This window comes from Capnocytophaga gingivalis (genome assembly GCF_002302415.1).
Taxonomy (GTDB): domain Bacteria; phylum Bacteroidota; class Bacteroidia; order Flavobacteriales; family Flavobacteriaceae; genus Capnocytophaga; species Capnocytophaga gingivalis.
Genome location: NZ_CP022386.1, coordinates 1,908,567 through 1,925,783, shown reverse-complemented (window position 1 = coordinate 1,925,783; position 17,217 = coordinate 1,908,567). Strand labels below are relative to the sequence as shown.

Genomic DNA, 17,217 nt, shown 5'->3' with positions numbered 1-17,217 from the left:
TTTTAGGGTTCTTAGCTCAGCTGGTTCAGAGCATCTGCCTTACAAGCAGAGGGTCACTGGTTCGAATCCAGTAGGACCCACAAAAAAGTCATGCATTCGTTGTATGGCTTTTTTTATTTAGGCAATAGATAAAAGACAATAGGTAAAACAAAACATTGATTATCAAAAAGGTAAGGTATTCTACCTACTTGTTCACTACTTTCTGTTCACCGCTCTCTGTTCACCACTCTCTCTTCACTGCCAACTGTTCACCGCTCACTGCTCTCTGTTCACTGCTCTCTGTTCACTGCTCTCTGTTCACTGTTCACTGTTCACTCCCACTACACACAATCTCTTGTTAAAAAAAAAATCCACAGAAAAAGACTGATTATTCACATAATTTTCATATATTTGCACGTTTTTTGAAATAGTATAAATCATCGTAAAATGCAAAACAAAGGATTAGTAAAATTATTTGCCTTACTCTTTGGTTTAGTGAGCATTTACCAGCTCTCTTTTACTTTTGTAGCAAATCGTCAAGAGAAAAAAGCTGAACAATTTGCCGCACAAAAAGTACCTACTTCGGTAGAGGATTACACTCATAAGCGTGAAAAAATAGTCTCCAAGTACTTGGATTCTATCGCTAATGAACCTGTATACAACCTCTTGCTAACGAACTACACTTTCAAAGAAGTAAAAGACCGTGAGCTTAAGGAAGGGCTTGACCTTAAGGGAGGGATCAATGTTACCCTACAGATTTCTGTACACGACATCCTCCGCAGCTTGGCTGAAAATTCTAAAAATGCCGATTTTGAAAAGGCTTTAGACCAAGCCGATAAGCGTCTTCGTGAGACAGACCAAAGCTATATCGACCTCTTCTTTGAAGCTTTTGATGCTACAGGGGCTAAGCTCTCTGCTCCAGATATCTTTGGCAACAAGACTCTTAGTGCTCAGATCACTCCACAGATGAGCAACTCTCAAGTGCAACCTATTCTCCGCAAGAAGATAGATGAATCTATAGACTCCGCTTTTGAGGTATTGCGTAAGCGTATCGATAAGTTCGGGGTAACTAATCCTGATATCAAAAAGTTAGGAAACTCCGGTCGTATCTCAGTAGAACTCCCTGGTGCAAAAGATATCTCACGTGTGAAGAATCTCTTGCAAAGTACCGCCCAATTGGAATTCTGGGAAACCTTCAAGGCTGGTGACTTCGCTCTATATTTCAGTCAGTTGGATGCTGCTCTTCAAGCTAAAGAAGGCGATAAGACTGCTGAAAATACCCCTACTACTGAAGCTCCAAAGACTACCACAGCTATTGATACCCTCTCCTCCAAGAGAGATTCCTTGGCTCACAACGAGGTAGATTCTCTTCTGAACAAAACTGCTCAGAAAAAGGACTCTTTAGCTCCTGCTCAGAAGAATCCTTTGTTTGATCTTTTCCAATTTACCAATGGGGAAAACTCTCCTTCTATCGCTTATTTCTTAGCTGCAGATACCACCAAGCTCCTCTCTTACCTCAAGAGCGATGAAGCAAAAAGACTGCAACCTGCCGAGCTGAAATATGCTAAGTTTGTATTCGGAAAGCCTCATAAGCTCACTGACTTACAACAGCTATACCGCATGTTTTGGCCTTATGAAGCAGAACAAGCAGATCCTGCCAATGCTAAGAAGTTCAAAGAAAGACTTCAAAGCCTCTTGCGCCGTTCTGACTTAGTAGAGCTCTATGCACTACGTGGCAACCGTACCAATGAACCACCTCTTACAGGAAGTGTAGTTACCGAAGCGGTACAGACTTATGACAACCATAACCAACCTTGTGTCTCTATGAATATGAACAGAGAAGGGGCTAAGCTATGGGAAAACCTCACCGGAAAAGTATTTACTGAAAAAGGAAATATCGCCATTACTTTGGACAACACTGTATACTCCGCTCCTACAGTTACCTCTGGGCCTATCTCTGGAGGAAGCACCCAGATTACGGGTAACTTCACCGTAGCAGAAGCACAGGACTTAGCCAACGTACTTCGTGCAGGTAAGCTCCCTGCTTCTGCCGATATTGTACAATCAGTAATTGTAGGTCCTTCCTTAGGACAAGAGGCTATCACCAGCGGATTTATCTCCTTCGCCATTGCAGGACTTATTATCTTCCTCTGGATGTTAGTCTACTACGGACGTGCAGGGATATTTGCTGATATCGCTTTAGTATTCAACATCCTTCTCATGTTTGGTATCTTAGTGAGTATCAACTCTGTACTTACCCTTCCTGGTATCGCTGGTATTGTGCTCACCATAGGTATGTCCATCGATGCGAATGTGATTATCTTCGAACGTATTCGAGAGGAACTCAGAAATGGCAAGTCGCTTACTCAGTCCATTCATGATGGTTTTAGCCACGCCATTACCTCTGTACTCGATGCCAATATCACTACCTTCCTCACTGGAGCCGTGCTCTTCGTGTTCGGTAGTGGACCTATCAAAGGATTTGCTACTACCTTGATGATTGGTATTGTAACAACTATCTTTACTGCTGTATTCATCACCCGCTTACTTATCGACTGGTATGTGGCCAAAGGCAAAGAACTTTCCTTTACCACTTCGATTTCTAAGAATATATTGGTGAATCCAAATATAGATTTCCTTTCTAAGAGAAAAGTATGGTACAGTATTTCTGCTATCATGGTTCTTATCAGCTTAGGTTCTATGTTCACCCGTGGTTTCGACCAAGGTATTGACTTTGTAGGAGGTCGTTCTTACCAAATCCGCTTTAAGAATCCTGTAAAAACAGAAGAAGTAGCCTCTCTACTGAAGGCTGGTAAGCTCGGTTCTGTAGAAGTAAAAACCTTTGGTGCAGCTAACCAAGTACGTATCTCTACCAAGTACAAATACAACGATGAGAGCACCCAAACGGACAACGAAATCCAAGAAATCCTCTATAATGACCTACAACCTGTAATGGGTGAAAAAATCTCCTATGAAGAGTTCATGAGTGGAGAAGGACTTGGTGTGATGAAGTCTGACAAGACAGGACCAAGTATCGCTGAGGATATCAAGAGCAGTGCGGTATGGGCTATTGTTGGTTCGCTAATCATCATCTTTGGATACATTTTGGTACGTTTCCGCAAATGGCAATTCTCTATGGGAGCAGTAGCAGCGCTTACTCACGACGTGATTATCACCTTAGGAGCATTCTCCTTGCTATACTCTGTGATGCCATTTAGCCTCGAGATAGACCAACAGTTCATCGCGGCTATCCTAACGGTAATTGGTTACTCCTTGAACGATACGGTGATTATCTTTGACCGTATCCGTGAGGAAATAGGTCTGAAAGGCTGGAGTGCAAATACTCTTAACCATGCAGTAAGCACTACCCTAAGCCGTACGCTCAACACCTCTCTTACTACCTTGCTTACCCTATTGGCCATCTTCATCTTTGGTGGAGAAACCCTCAGAGGATTCATGTTTGCCATGATTATCGGGGTAGTAGTAGGTACTTACTCTTCTATCTTTGTAGCGACCCCATTGGTGTATGATACTTCTAAAAATAGAAAAGAGGAAGCACCTGCTGAGGAAGTTACTCACAAACACAAGAAATAATTTAATTTATCAATAATTTGTTCAAAAATCTGTGGAGAGGCTACTTTTCACAGATTTTTTTGTAAGCTATGAGACAATTGTATGATGTTATTATCCTTGGTGCAGGAGCTTGTGGGCTCTTTACCGCCATCAATATAGCCGAAGGAGCCCCTCACAAGCGCATTCTTATTCTCGAAAAAGGAAAAGAAGCCCTTGGTAAGGTAGGTATCTCTGGTGGAGGACGCTGCAACCTGACCAATGGAGAGCCCAACCTACGCGAATTTGTAAAAAATTACCCCCGAGGCAACCGAGAGCTATTGGGCGCCTTTTCTCGCTTTTCCAACAAAGACACCGTGAAGTGGTTCGAGACTCATCAGGTAGCCCTCAAGAAAGAAGGCGATGGCCGTGTATTCCCCCTATCCAATAGCTCACAGACGATTATAGATTGTTTTCTTTCCTTGGCTAAAAAATATAACATTGAGATTCTATACAAGCAGAATGTCCATGCTTTTTCTTTTGAGGAAGAGGAGTGGAAAGTACAAGCAACCGAGGTTTTTCACAGCCGCAACTTAGTTGTAGCCACTGGTAGTAATCCCAAAGTATGGCAGCTGTTATCCCAGTTAGGACACACCATCGTACCCCCTGTACCCTCTCTCTTTACTTTCGCTACAGAAGATTCCTTTATCGAAGGACTTGCTGGAGTGAGCAAGGAGGTAAATGCAAAGCTTTTGGCCTCCGACCACTCGTCTTTGAAAATTCCTCTTTTAGAGAAACAAGGGCTTGTAGGTGCACTGCTTGTAACTCATTGGGGATTCAGTGGTCCTGTGGTACTGAGACTTTCTGCCTTTGCCGCGAGACACCTTGCTCAGCTGGATTATAAGTTTGCTCTACAAATCAATTGGTTAGCCAAAGAAGAGATCCTTTCTTCAGAGGAGGCACTTTCTATCTTACAAGAAGAAAAGCAAAAACATCCTCGTAAAGAATTGCAGAATCACTGCCCCTTCAATTTGACTAAAAAACTATGGAACAAGCTATTAGAACGCAGTGGAGCTCTCCCCCATTTGCTATGGGCGGAGCTAAACAAAGGACAGTTACACACCTTAACTCAGACCTTAACCGCTAGTACTTTCCTTATTCATGACAAAGCCCCTTTCAAAGAAGAGTTTGTTACCGCTGGAGGTGTTTCCCTCAAGGAGATAGATTTCAAGAACTTCCGTTCCAAGCTCTTCCCTACCCTCTACATAGGCGGGGAAGCTCTGGATATAGATGCCGTCACAGGAGGGTATAACTTCCAAAATGCTTGGAGTGGCGGCTACCTTATCGCAGAAGGAGTGAAAAGTGAATAACTAATAACTCAAAATTTCAAATTCAAAACTAAAAACTAATGATAGATATAGGCCTAAACTTAACCAACCGACAATTTGCCCATGACCAAGAGGAACTCCTCCTCCGTGCTGAGCAGGCGGGAGTCACTCAAATGATACTCACTGGCACCTCCCTTCGTAGTAGCAAAGAATCCTTTGCTCTTGCTAAGGGTTACCCTACCCTGCTCTATAGTACCGCAGGGGTGCACCCCCACGATGCCAAGACAATGAACGAACAGACCATTCCCCAGCTCAACTCCCTACTGAAGGAAAAGCAGGTGGTAGCGGTAGGAGAATGTGGGTTAGACTTTGATCGCGATTTCTCGCCTCGTCCCGTACAAGAGCAGTGTTTTCGTGCCCAGCTTGCCCTTGCCCAAGAGGTGCAAAAGCCACTATTCCTACACGAGCGTGCTGCCTTTGACCGATTTGTAGGGATTCTCAAGGATTATACCCTCCTGCCTAAGGGTGTAGTACATTGTTTTACAGGCAGTTTGAGCGAGGTAAAGACCTACCTTGATGCTGGCTACTATATTGGTTTTACAGGCGCCATTAGCGATAGCCGCCGATTTGCTTTCTTGGAAGAAGTAGTACGTTATGTACCCTTAGAACGTATGCTTATAGAGACTGATGCGCCCTTTATGCCCACAAAAGATTCAATAAGTATGTATCTTTCAGATAATCACGAAACTAAGGAATAATAAAGGATAAAAGGGATTACGAGTTGGAAACGAGCGAGTTTCTTTCCCTTTCTTTCTTTTGCAATGCCTCAATGAACACTTGTTTTGATACAGCAAAGGTACTAATTATCCGATGAAAAACGAGTGAAGTCAAAGAAAATCTTTGTTCTGTTAAATAATCTAAATCTTTTGTTTATAAGCTACTATTGTTGTATCTTTGCCCTATAGTTATTGAGCATAGAGTATGCTGTTTTGTCTTCTTGCTCTGTGGATTTGCCTTATGATGACTTCGCTCCATACTGTTGGGGGTGAAAGTTATTGCTATAGCAAATAGTATAGAGCGAAGGACGAAAGCCACTTACGCTGATGGCAAGGTGTACAGCATCGTAACAGACCTGCCCAGCACGCCGACAACGGCTTACAACGCAGAGGGTGAAGAGATAGGTCGCATAGGCTCGATATGAACGGGAATATATTCGATGAGAAATACAACCGATAGGCTCCTTACAGCAATCAGATATGGATTCCATTCCTATTTTAAGAGCAGTACTATATTAAATCAAGAACACAATGTTATACGGAATAGATATTTTCTCAGGTGCAGGAGGTTTGAGCCTTGGTGCAGAAATGGCTGGAATACAAATCTGCTATGGAATTGAGATAAATCCAAGTGCAGCTAAATCATTTACTCGAAATCATAAAGGAGCAAAAGTTCTTCAAGGAGACATCAAAGACATTGACCCATCAAAACTAAAAGAAGGTATTGATCCAGTATTTATCATTATGGGTGGACCTCCTTGCCAAGGATTTTCACTTTCGAATACTCGTACGCGAAATATGCAGAATGAAAATAACTTCTTGTTCTTAGAATTCGTCCGTTTTGTTCAGGAGCTGAAACCAACTTGGTTCGTTCTTGAAAATGTGTGGGGATTAACCAATATGGAAGAGGGTAAAACCAAGAACATGATAGAGGATTGCTTCAGAGCTTTAGGTTATGAGGTAAATTCTCAGGTGCTGTGGGCATCTGATTATGGTGTCCCCCAAAATAGAAACCGTTTCTTCATGGTGGGTAATCGTCATGGAATACAATTTGAATTTCCAGAACCTTTTGAGAAGAAAATTACGGTCGAAGAAGCTATTGGAGATTTGCCTGATTTGGATAATGGCGAGATGCTTGAAAAGGGCAAATATAAAGTCCCTTGTTCAGAAGCAAGTGAGTATGCTCAGCTTATGCGAGAGCATTCTCATTACCCAACTCAGAATTTTGTTTCACGTAATAATAACCTTGTAATTCAACGCTATACGCACATTAAACAAGGGCAAAACTGGCGTGCAATCCCCGATGAACTGATGCAGAACTATGCAGATAAAGGACGCACTCATAGTGGCATTTACAAACGTCTTATTGCCGACCAACCTTCTGTGGTAATCTCTAACTACAGAAAGAGTATGCTCATTCACCCTTATCAAGACAGAGGTTTGTCTGTACGCGAAGCCGCACGCTTGCAGAGTTTCCCAGATGACTTCTATTTTGAAGGACCTATCTCACACATCCAACAACAGATTGGTAATGCCGTACCACCACTACTAGCAAAAGCTGTATTTGACCAAATTATAAAAATGTCGCGTCACGATGGCCAAAGATAGAGAAAACATACCTGTAGCACCTACCTTAATGGGTTCCCTTAGATCCATGGGGTATTCCTTTGAATCCGCGGTAGCCGATGTTATTGATAATAGCATCAGCGCACATGCTACACTCGTAAAAGTACTCTTCCCAACCACTCCACTTGAACCGACAGCTGTAGGTATTTTAGATGATGGTGAAGGGATGAGTGATGAAAAACTCTTTGAGGCGATGCGTTATGGGAGCATGGCGTCAGAAGCAGAACGTGATGAAGACGACCTTGGGCGTTTCGGCATGGGCATGAAGGCTGCTTCCCTTTCCCAATGTAGAAATTTGACGGTAGTTAGTTATAGCCAAGGAAAACGAAGCGCCTATACTTGGGATTATGATTACATCCAGAAAAAACAAAAATGGATAATCCAAGAGCTTACGTCACAAGAAATAGACAATCTCCCATACGTTAGCCAGATTACCGATCAGGCTAAAGGCACACTTGTAATCTGGAGAGACTTTGATGTTTTGTCAAAATCAAGTGATGGTCAGGTTTACGAAACCCTTGATAATTTAAAGAACTCGCTCGATAAAGCTCTTGCACTTATTTTCCATAGATTCCTTTCTGCCACAGGTAGTGCTAAACTCCAAATTCAGATAAACAACTTGAGTGTAAAGCCGCTTGATCCATTTCTCGAACGTCATCCAAGAACTTCAAGCAAAAGGGAACGAACTATAGCAATCAACGATAGTGAAGGAGTGGAGCGCTTGATTCATGTAAAACCATTTGTTCTTCCTTTTGCCACCGATCTTTCTGATAACGACAAGAAGCTGATTGGAGGCATAGAAAACCTCCGAGCAAAGCAAGGGTTCTACGTTTACCGAAATAATCGTCTCATTATTTGGGGTACTTGGTTTGGCATGAAACAACGTGCTGAGTTGACAAAGAATGCTCGAATACGTGTTGATATTCCTAATATGCTGGATGACATATGGGGTATTGACATTAAGAAGCAAAATGCTTCTATCCCTAAGCGTATTCTTAATCAGTTGCGCAAAACGGTATTTGATACACTCGAAGCATCCGTTAATCAGCAAACTTACCGAGGAAGAACTGCAAAGATTGACGATGAAACAGATTATATCTGGGATAGAAAAGAAGGTCGAAACCAGATGTTCTATTACCAGATAAACAGAGAAAGCAAACTATTTCAGTTTGTCAAGGATAAAATGTCTGAAGAGGATTACAACTATCTTGAAATGCTGGTAACAGAGATTGAGAACAACATCCCAACTCAGCAAATGTACATTGACAGATCAAATGAAGCAATTACTGTAGAAGAAACAGATAGTCGCTTTGATGATGTCTTCCAAATTGCTGTAACAATGGTAAGTACATTAAAGATTACAACGAAGAGTACTACAGAAAGCATCATTAACGACCTGATGAAATCTGAGCCATTCTGCAAGTACCCAAAGTTAATGGATAAACTAACTGATAATTTCAAATAAACTAATGACTGATGATTTATACCTTTCGTTGAGGCAAATAACATTTATCTTCATCGATGCTGATAAAGCAGTAGGCAATGAGGTGAAATTTGAAAACATTAACACATATATTGATAGAGCGATAACGTCGCTCCGGATTACTTGTGATGAAGAGACACGAAAACGTCTTTTCACGGATGTGGAGTATCAGTTCAAAATCACTCATGCCAAGGGAAATGTAATCTTTGATGATTATGACAGTAGACAAGAGTGGTATTCCAATGAGGATATTAAGAAGCCTTATTTCTGGAATAAATACAAAGCATTACTTCTTAAGAATTCATCCTTCAGCAGAAAGAGTATAAATCTTCTAGATGAGGATACTCTGCCTAACATAATGAACTGTCTTGGCAATCCCAATGACCAGTTTGAAGGTAAAAGATTCCGTAGAGGACTTATCATTGGTGACGTACAATCTGGGAAAACAGCAACATACTCTGGTTTGATTTGTAAGGCTGCCGATGCTGGCTACAAAGTAGTCATACTGCTTGCAGGAATTACAGAAAGCCTTCGCCAACAAACACAAGAGCGTATTGACGAAAGTATTATTGGTCTTACTAGCAGGAGGCAAGGTCGTAATGTGGCTTCTATACGTGTTGGTGTTGGCAAAGATAATCAGGAACTCAGAGCGACTTCATTCACATCCTGTGTTAATGATTTTGTTGGCAATCATGATAGAATTGCAATGTCGTTGAACTCACAGAGCTCTTTGGTTGTATTTGTCATTAAGAAGAACGTTTCCGTTTTGCAGAGACTCCACAAGTGGCTTAAAGACCAAAACCTTGATCCAGTAAAGGGTTACATAGATATTCCTATGTTATTGGTTGATGATGAAGCTGATAATGCGTCTGTCAATACAAAGAAAGACGAAACTGACCCGACAAAGACAAACAAGTTGATACGTCAGATCTGTACGCTCTTTAAGGATACAACGTATGTGGGATTTACAGCTACACCATTTGCAAATGTATTCATTGATCCAGAATCTGTGGACAGTATGAAGAACTCAGATTTGTTTCCAGAACACTTCATTTATGCCTTGGAAGCACCTTCTAATTATGTGGGTGCTCAAAAGATTTTCTATCCTGAAGGTCAGTACTACCGCAACTTGCGCTACATTACCGATATTGAAGAGCCAGATTATACCTCGGAAGAATACCTTGATCAAGTTGATAATGACATTGAATCCCTGAATTCAGGAGGATTCTATTGTCGTCATAAGAAAGAATGGGATGGTAAATTGCCTGCATCATTGACGGATGCCATCTATTGTTTCTATCTGGCAAATGCCATTCGCGACCTTAGAGGGCAACATTCAGCCCCTCGAAGTATGCTTATAAATATGAGCCGTTTCATCAAGGTGCAACGTGTAATAACTAAGCACGTAGAGTGTATTCACGAAGAAGCCTTTAATAATATTCGCTTCAACTTTACTAACAAAAATACAACCAACAGAAAGTTACCTCTCTATCAAATATTCGAGAAACTCTGGAAGAGGCACTTTTCGCATGTAACAGACATTACATTTGATAGAGTTATCCAGAGGGAAACTATTATGAATGCGATTGAGAAGATTAAGGTGATGGTAGTCAATGGCTCGAAGCAAAGCAATAGCCTTGATTATCGAACCAATAAATCACTTCGGGTAATTGCCGTTGGTGGCTTGGCACTTTCTCGTGGTTTGACTCTCGAAGGTCTTCTTGTAAGTTATTTCTACAGAAACACCTCTACCTTTGATGTACTTATGCAGATGGGGAGATGGTTTGGCTATCGTAACGGTTATGACGATATTTTCCAGATATGGACAAGCCAAACAAGCGCTGAATGGTACGCTGAAATTGCGCGCTCATCACAGGAGCTAAAAGATAATATTAAGAACATGTATGACCAACGCCTTACGCCAAAAGACTTTGGTATAAAGGTTCGTGATAACTGTAACGAATTACAAATTACGGCTTCAAACAAGATGAGAGCAGCAAGAGGTTTGGATTTGCGCTACTCATTCTATGGCAACATTTACGATACACCCTACGTCAGCTTCAATATTGAGCACAATCGTAACAATTTGAAGGAAAGCGCAAATTTTATTGATACGTTGTTTAAGGGTGGTTATACACTGCGTTATACAGACCTCGTAGGAAAGGCTACCAAGGATGTAAATGACACTTCAGATAGTAGTTCACGCTTCTTCGAGAATGTTCCAAAGAAAATGATCATTGCATTTATTGAAAAGATAAAGTGTTCGATGGCAAATGGAAATTTCAATGTGCCAAACATTCTTGAGTTTCTAAATGATACTAAGAATACAGGTATAGAGAATTGGGACGTTGTAATTCAAGCAGGTGAGAGCAAAGAAAATGTCCAGTTTGACGGATTGCAGAATATGAAATGTGTTAAGCGTTCCATCTATTATGGTACTAATAATGTTGTTCAGATAAGCTCACGTCGAAGAGCACTTAGTGGAAGTTCAGAAGGAAAATACGCACTCACGAAAGAACAGATAAAGTGCGCAGAAGATGAATATAGAAAAGGTAACGGAGGTGAGAATATTCCGTTGAAGGCATACTTTGAATTCTTGCCAACACGTAAACCAATCTTCATCATTATGCCTATTCATCCTGCACCAGCAGAAACAGATAAAGGAAAAGAAGAGAAACAGAAACTGACCAAGTTCAGAGAAGAATTGGGTAGTGACCATATTATAGCCTTTGCAATAGGTTTGCCAGGAGTTAAGGGAATAGAAAATGCCGTTCATTACAAAATAAATAAGGTGTATCAACGTCTTAATATAGAAGACGCAGAAGAAGAGGAGGTTGATGATGCAGATTAAAATTTACACACTCCTATCTGGAGATTTCAAGGCAAGTCATTTCATTAGGATTGGTGAGAACCACAACATTAGTTTGTATGTGGGTAAAGACGAAATGGGGCGTTATGCTTTTGATTTCAGAGGTCAATTTAAGGCTGCTCGTACTAAGAGCTCAGAGGTAATCTCTGTTACTCACATCAATAGCGGGGATGAGAACTTTATGCGTTTCTCATTAGAGAATCCTGCGTTGCTCGAATATTTCTGCACCTTCTGTGAAGACCTGATTACTTCTACGCAAGTAATCAGCGATGACGAAACGGCTTATCAAACGCTTAGAGCTCGTTACTTCTCATGGAAGCAACTCTTTAAGCCCAATCATGGTAATCTTACAGAGATTGAGGTGATGGGGCTTATTGGGGAGTTGCTCTTCCTTAGGAACGAAATGATTCCTGCAAAGGGACTTGATGCTGCTCTTGAAAGTTGGATTGGACCTGAGAAAACTCATAAAGATTTCTCATACGATAATGACTGGTACGAGGTAAAGACCATCAACTTTGGCAAAGAGTCGGTTCATATTTCATCTATTGAACAACTTGATGGTAGAATAGAAGGGTATCTGATTGTGTACTCCATGGAGCGCATGAGTCCTTCGTTTAACGGTATAAAATTGAATGCTTTGGTGAACGAGTTAATTGCTATGATAAAACCTTCTCACCACAAAGAAACTTTTCTTGCAAAGCTGAGTTTATACGGATTTGATTTTTCTCCAGAGAATGATAACTTCGTTTACGATCTTAAATCCGTGTCGTCATATAGAGTAGATAATGCCGATTTTCCAAGGGTAACTAGAGATTTGCTTCCTGACCCAATAATAAAAGTACAATACGACATTATACTCTCAGAGATAGAAAAGTTTAAGGTATCATAATCTGTAAAAATGTTGGCACCATGGGAATTGAAGAATACAGACAACAAATCATTGATGAACTGAGATTCAATGCGGAACATGAAGGTACAGAACCCGAAACTCAGTTTATAGAGAAAACCCTTAATGACTTGGAAGAGATTGGTGAACTCTACGATCCAATTCCAATCTCTGTGGAAATGCGAGGTTCAAGAAATCGCATTTTGGCATTTGATGCATATGCTTACGATGAAGCCGATGGGGCATTAGTGCTTATTGCAAGTGACTTCACTAATCAACGTGATGTAGCTCCTACACTAACCAACACTCGTATTGAGGAGTTGTACGGCCGTATGGTGAACTTCGTAGAAGAAAGCATACAAGGCAACATTAGTAAGTATTGTGATGACTCAGATTCAGCTCTTCTGATAGCCAACGAATTTAAAAAGAAAATAGGAAAGGGTATGCTCTCAACGGAAATTCTCCGTTTCAAGTTCCTCATTATTTCCAATGCAACATTGAGTAAACAGGTAAAGAATCTCAGCAAACCTAATTTACTAGAACGTCCTGTAGAACTGAATGTATGGACGCTTGAACGTTTCTTCCAGACATTTGCATCAAACTCCAGCGAGATTATTGAGATAGATACCGCCGACTTTGACTGTCAGGGTATTCAATGTCTGAAGGCAGATCTTGGACAAGGTTCTGAGTATGATGCTTATCTTGGAATTGTCCCTGGTAAATTTCTTGCAGATATTTATCTGAAATATGGTAGTAAGTTGCTACAAGGTAACGTTCGCGCATTCCTTAGTGTACGAGGAAAGGTAAACAAGGGTATTCGCGATACTATTATAAATCATCCCGAGAATTTCTTTACTTTCAACAATGGTATTGCTGTTGTTGCTCGTTCCGTAACATTTTCGCCTGATGGTAGTCGTATTGTTCGTTTCAAGGATCCTCAGATTATCAATGGAGGTCAGACAACGGCTTCACTTGCCAACGCGATTATCAAGAAAGAAGCTCGATATGGTATGAATACGCTATTTGTTCCTATGAAGCTCACCGTACTCAATGTGGAAAACGACATGAGCGAAGAGCAAGTTGAGCAGTACAACACCATCACAAAAACCATTTCGCAATGTGCCAATAGTCAGAATGCAGTTTCTGATGCAGACTTCTTCTCTAACCATCCATTCCATGTTATGATGGAGAAACTGTCACGTAAGGTGATGGCTCCTCCTGTTGGCGGTAACCCATACCAAACAATTTGGTTCTACGAGCGCTCGCGAGGAAAATGGGAACAGGAACAGATGAAACTCACCGTAGCACAGAAGAAGAAATTCTGTGAAATGAATCCCAAAAATCAGGTTATCAAGAAGGAGAAACTAGCAAAGTGCTACAATGCCATCTTGATGAATCCTAATCAGGTGTGCCAGAGTTCTGCTATTAATTTCAATCGTTTTGCTTCGGTTATTGAAAAAATTTATGAAGAGCAGCGTGACAGTATTAACGAAAATTTCTTCAAGAAGTGTGTTAGCTATGTTATTCTGTTTGATTCACTCGATAGCTTAGTCGGGAAGGCTTCTTGGTATCCAAAGGGTGGTAACAAGGCACAGATTGTACCTTATACAATTTCAAAGTTGATAACTCTTATTCCAAAGGGTCGTGATCTTGATTGGCATTACATCTGGCAGAAGCAGTCTCTCTACCCGGAACTTGCAGAAGAACTGCTAAAACTTGCCTATGTAACACACAACTTCCTCATAGATCAAGCTAACGGTGGTATTGTGCGTACGATCTCACGTACCCAGACTGTTTGGAAGAACTTCCAAGATTACAAGTACACGCTCAGCGATAAGTTTATTGAGACACTCGCATCAATGGCAGCGAACAAGGCTGTTGCACAATCAGCAAAGAAGGCACACAAGTTCAATTCAGACATTGATGCTTCTGTAGAAGTATTCAAACTTGGTGCACAGTATTGGATGAATGTTTACAAAGACCTTGTCAAGGAAACCATATTGTCTTATGGTGATTGCAGTTTCATCAAGGGAATTGCTGATTACATTACACGCGGAAATCTTCCGTCTTCCTCACAATGCAAACGATTGCTGAAGATTGTAGCAAAGGCAGAAGATAAGGGTTACATTATGCCGAATTAATAATATGCCAAGTAAAATTGTAAAGATAGCTGCGACCATCATTTTTCGGGATGGCAAGCTTTTCTCCACTCAACGAGGATATGACTAATGGAAGGATTGGTGGGAGTCCCCTAATATTCTTAGGTGTTATTCCTCCAGGAACAAACTGTGATTATGATGGGGCTATTCGGTGAACAAACACAGCTAAGTTTCAGGGCTCACATAATTGTTAGGTCGCGATGACATTCGTATCTTCAATGGAGTTGTTATAACTATTGCGATGTTGGTATTGACATCTCTCTTTTTACATTAGAGAGCCTATTCATTATTAGAATTAGTGAGAGACAAAATCGTGAACCCTTGAACAATGATATGGTATTATGAGCCTTGTTTCCCTACTCAAAACCTCCTCTCTATTTCTTCTCTCAATTACCGAATGCCATTGTCTGCTGTATCACCTGTACTTCCAGCTTTGAAGATGCTTCGGAGTAGATTTCGAACTGATGTATCTTTTTTTGAGCAGTGGCGACCATGTGGTAACTATTGAGTGTCTTAACAGCGTCGAATAGCTCCTATACCTCCTACTGTATATTTCCTTTGCTTTTTCCTCTTGACTATCTTGAATTTGACTTCACTGATTGCCTTTTCTTCGCATGCTGAAAAGAGGGTCTCATCTATATTCACCGCAAAAGAAGTATTCAAAACCCTTTGTAATTCCTCTATGGTAGGCTTCCGTTGTAAGTTCTTCTGGAAATATTGGGAATAGCTTGTCAAGAACTCAAAAACTAAATCCAAAGTCTGGTCGTTTATCATTTTATAAAACAGTCTATATCAGTGTACAAAGATATAAAAATAAAGAAATCCAAACAAATAATTTGTCGTTTTTCTCGAAAATCCAAAGAAAAAATACCATGATGTAGTTGGTCTTTTCAAAAAATATTCGTAAATTTGTATCTTCATTCAAAAACCTAAAACCTAAGATGATAAAAAGAATTTTGTTTATCTCCCTTTTAGTGATTTCGGTAGGGGTGAATGTAGTACTGATCAGGAAAATGTTTGTTGGCAACACAGTATCCCTCCCCAATGATACCCGTGTAAGTATCATTGTAAGCCAGTCCAACAAGGACTTCGTTATGCATGAGATGCGTACTTTTGTAGAGGCGCTCCACCAAATCAATCTGGGCATAGAGCAGAACGATCCTGCTCTTATTGCCAAAGTAGCGCGTGCTTCAGGGGGAGCTGTAGCAGGACATGCGCCTGCAGGCCTACTTGCCTCTGTCCCTGTGGAGTTCAAGACTTTAGGCCTTGATACTCATGGCAAGTTTGACCAAATTGCCGAGAGTGCTGAAAAAAACTTTGATCCCAAGCATACCTCTAAACAAGTAACCGAACTCTTGGGTAACTGTGTCGCCTGCCATAAAATGTATAGAATGGACGTAAAATAATGGTTAATGATTAATGATCAATGATTTCAGTTTGTCTCCTTGTTATTTTGAATCTATGATGCCCTATTGGCTGTTACTTTACAAAATTCTACAAACTGATTTACCGCCCCTTGCAAGTTCCGTTTTCCTATTTTGCTTTTTTCTGCGAAAAAATCTATAGTAAGGTTTGCTGCTTGTTTATCGATACTTGCTTTCCAATTACCTACTACTCTACCTTCGTGTAGAATTACCGGATTGAAGATACCAAAGTTGTTGTGTGCCTTAGCAGTATGTTTCTTTTCAAGGGCTACCCAGCGGCTTTTGTAACCTATCAGATACTCATCATAGGGCGGAAGCAAAAGCACCATTTTTGCATAATCGGGACAGTCAAGAGTTTTATGATATAGGTACATCATCTCTTCCTCTATCTTTATCTCCTCTATCTCTCGAGCTATGAGTGCTAAGGCTTTCCTACATTGTGTTTTGGTCAATCCTGACCACCAAACAAAGTCCTCCAAAGAGGCAGGCGAATGACTTCTAAAATACTTTAATGCTAACTGCTTCAGTGCCTCATCTGGAGTAAGCGAGCATATTATAGGTACTCTTTCTGAGAGCAGAGCCCAAGTGGCTTCTCTCCCTTGCATCTCACCTGAACACAAGAGCCCCTCTATTTCCATACGAACTAATAGGGAAGTCAATAGCCTATCATCAAGTAAAAATCCCAAGGTGGTAAGTTTCTCTGCGATAGCTTTTTTAGGTAAGGACTTACCGCCTGCTAACAATTCTTGTAAGGCATAGGTTATTTCCTCAAAATAACTTTCTGAAAACGAGACATTGAGACTCTTATACCACGATTGCAAGGTTCGCAAATTCCGTTCTTTACATAAAGAGAGCAACCAACCTATATCCGTATGACTAACCACCTGTACGGTACATCGCAAGAGGTGAAGGCGCAAGAGCTCAGCCTTAGCAAATGCCTCTTGGAACCTAACTAACTGTGGTATCCGCTGCCGTATCCCTATCGCCCAACGAAAATAGTTATAGTCCTGCGCTTGCATAGCCCCCTGCCAAGCTACTATATCTTCTGGTCTTTCGTATAGGGGAGAAAGCAGCTGTTGGTTTAGCATTCTTATCTGAATTGCTTCTTGTTTACTTATCACTCTCATTGGCTTGACTA

At 40.9% G+C, this 17,217-nt stretch carries 12 protein-coding genes and 1 tRNA gene; 11 read left to right on the top strand and 2 right to left on the bottom strand.

Features of this window, described 5'->3' with window-relative positions:
* Positions 1-5 precede the first annotated feature (5 nt).
* From CGC50_RS09095 to CGC50_RS14260, 10 genes are all read left to right on the top strand, one after another.
* Positions 6-80 (top strand) — tRNA-Val (locus CGC50_RS09095).
* A gap of 346 nt (positions 81-426) precedes the next feature.
* Positions 427-3,573 (top strand): protein translocase subunit SecD, encoded by a 3,147-nt coding sequence (gene secD, locus CGC50_RS09090; RefSeq protein WP_095910575.1) that lies wholly within the window; start codon positions 427-429, stop codon positions 3,571-3,573.
* Between the two features lie 68 nt (positions 3,574-3,641).
* Entirely contained in the window at positions 3,642-4,898 is a 1,257-nt protein-coding gene (locus tag CGC50_RS09085) for a BaiN/RdsA family NAD(P)/FAD-dependent oxidoreductase (protein WP_095910574.1), read from the top strand.
* 38 nt (positions 4,899-4,936) lie between these two features.
* Positions 4,937-5,614 (top strand): TatD family hydrolase, encoded by a 678-nt coding sequence (locus tag CGC50_RS09080; protein ID WP_232781087.1) that lies wholly within the window; start codon positions 4,937-4,939, stop codon positions 5,612-5,614.
* A gap of 549 nt (positions 5,615-6,163) precedes the next feature.
* On the top strand, positions 6,164-7,240 hold the full coding sequence (locus tag CGC50_RS09075) for a DNA cytosine methyltransferase (RefSeq protein WP_095910573.1): 1,077 nt from the start codon (positions 6,164-6,166) through the stop codon (positions 7,238-7,240).
* Positions 7,227-8,723, top strand: a complete 1,497-nt coding sequence (locus CGC50_RS09070) for an ATP-binding protein (protein WP_095910572.1) — start codon at positions 7,227-7,229, stop codon at positions 8,721-8,723. Before CGC50_RS09075 ends, CGC50_RS09070 begins: the two co-directional genes overlap by 14 nt.
* 4 nt (positions 8,724-8,727) lie before the next feature.
* Positions 8,728-11,592, top strand: coding sequence for a Z1 domain-containing protein (locus tag CGC50_RS09065; RefSeq protein ID WP_095910571.1), 2,865 nt, complete (start codon positions 8,728-8,730; stop codon positions 11,590-11,592).
* Positions 11,579-12,499: a PD-(D/E)XK motif protein gene (locus tag CGC50_RS09060; protein WP_232781086.1), complete on the top strand. Its 921-nt coding sequence runs from the start codon at positions 11,579-11,581 to the stop codon at positions 12,497-12,499. Before CGC50_RS09065 ends, CGC50_RS09060 begins: the two co-directional genes overlap by 14 nt.
* A 20-nt stretch (positions 12,500-12,519) precedes the next feature.
* Positions 12,520-14,637 carry an AIPR family protein gene (locus tag CGC50_RS09055; RefSeq protein WP_095910570.1) on the top strand — a complete coding sequence of 706 codons (2,118 nt, stop codon included), beginning with the start codon at positions 12,520-12,522 and terminating at the stop codon, positions 14,635-14,637.
* A 50-nt stretch (positions 14,638-14,687) separates the two neighbouring features.
* On the top strand, positions 14,688-14,810 hold the full coding sequence (locus CGC50_RS14260; protein WP_262482320.1) for a hypothetical protein: 123 nt from the start codon (positions 14,688-14,690) through the stop codon (positions 14,808-14,810).
* 358 nt (positions 14,811-15,168) lie between these two features.
* Here CGC50_RS14260 and CGC50_RS09050 read toward each other — a convergent pair whose 3' ends face one another.
* Positions 15,169-15,429 (bottom strand): hypothetical protein, encoded by a 261-nt coding sequence (locus tag CGC50_RS09050; RefSeq protein ID WP_002669131.1) that lies wholly within the window; start codon positions 15,427-15,429, stop codon positions 15,169-15,171.
* Positions 15,430-15,596: 167 nt separating this feature from the next.
* Between CGC50_RS09050 and CGC50_RS09045 the strand changes: the two genes are divergently transcribed.
* Positions 15,597-16,061: a hypothetical protein gene (locus CGC50_RS09045; protein WP_095910569.1), complete on the top strand. Its 465-nt coding sequence runs from the start codon at positions 15,597-15,599 to the stop codon at positions 16,059-16,061.
* A gap of 53 nt (positions 16,062-16,114) precedes the next feature.
* Here CGC50_RS09045 and CGC50_RS09040 read toward each other — a convergent pair whose 3' ends face one another.
* A complete protein-coding gene (locus CGC50_RS09040) occupies positions 16,115-17,206 on the bottom strand; it encodes a winged helix DNA-binding domain-containing protein (protein ID WP_095910568.1) in 1,092 nt (363 codons plus the stop codon).
* Positions 17,207-17,217 lie beyond the last annotated feature (11 nt).

Bases quoted from the DNA above. Each gene is read 5' to 3' on its own strand.
- CGC50_RS09050 (WP_002669131.1), bottom strand. From the start codon at position 15,429: ATGATAAACGACCAGACTTTGGATTTAGTTTTTGAGTTCTTGACAAGC.
- CGC50_RS09055 (WP_095910570.1), top strand. From the start codon at position 12,520: ATGGGAATTGAAGAATACAGACAACAAATCATTGATGAACTGAGATTC.
- CGC50_RS09070 (WP_095910572.1), top strand. From the start codon at position 7,227: ATGGCCAAAGATAGAGAAAACATACCTGTAGCACCTACCTTAATGGGT.
- CGC50_RS14260 (WP_262482320.1), top strand. From the start codon at position 14,688: ATGGCAAGCTTTTCTCCACTCAACGAGGATATGACTAATGGAAGGATT.
- secD (WP_095910575.1), top strand. From the start codon at position 427: ATGCAAAACAAAGGATTAGTAAAATTATTTGCCTTACTCTTTGGTTTA.
- CGC50_RS09065 (WP_095910571.1), top strand. From the start codon at position 8,728: ATGACTGATGATTTATACCTTTCGTTGAGGCAAATAACATTTATCTTC.
- CGC50_RS09060 (WP_232781086.1), top strand. From the start codon at position 11,579: ATGATGCAGATTAAAATTTACACACTCCTATCTGGAGATTTCAAGGCA.
- CGC50_RS09040 (WP_095910568.1), bottom strand. From the start codon at position 17,206: ATGAGAGTGATAAGTAAACAAGAAGCAATTCAGATAAGAATGCTAAAC.
- CGC50_RS09085 (WP_095910574.1), top strand. From the start codon at position 3,642: ATGAGACAATTGTATGATGTTATTATCCTTGGTGCAGGAGCTTGTGGG.
- CGC50_RS09045 (WP_095910569.1), top strand. From the start codon at position 15,597: ATGATAAAAAGAATTTTGTTTATCTCCCTTTTAGTGATTTCGGTAGGG.
- CGC50_RS09075 (WP_095910573.1), top strand. From the start codon at position 6,164: ATGTTATACGGAATAGATATTTTCTCAGGTGCAGGAGGTTTGAGCCTT.
- CGC50_RS09080 (WP_232781087.1), top strand. From the start codon at position 4,937: ATGATAGATATAGGCCTAAACTTAACCAACCGACAATTTGCCCATGAC.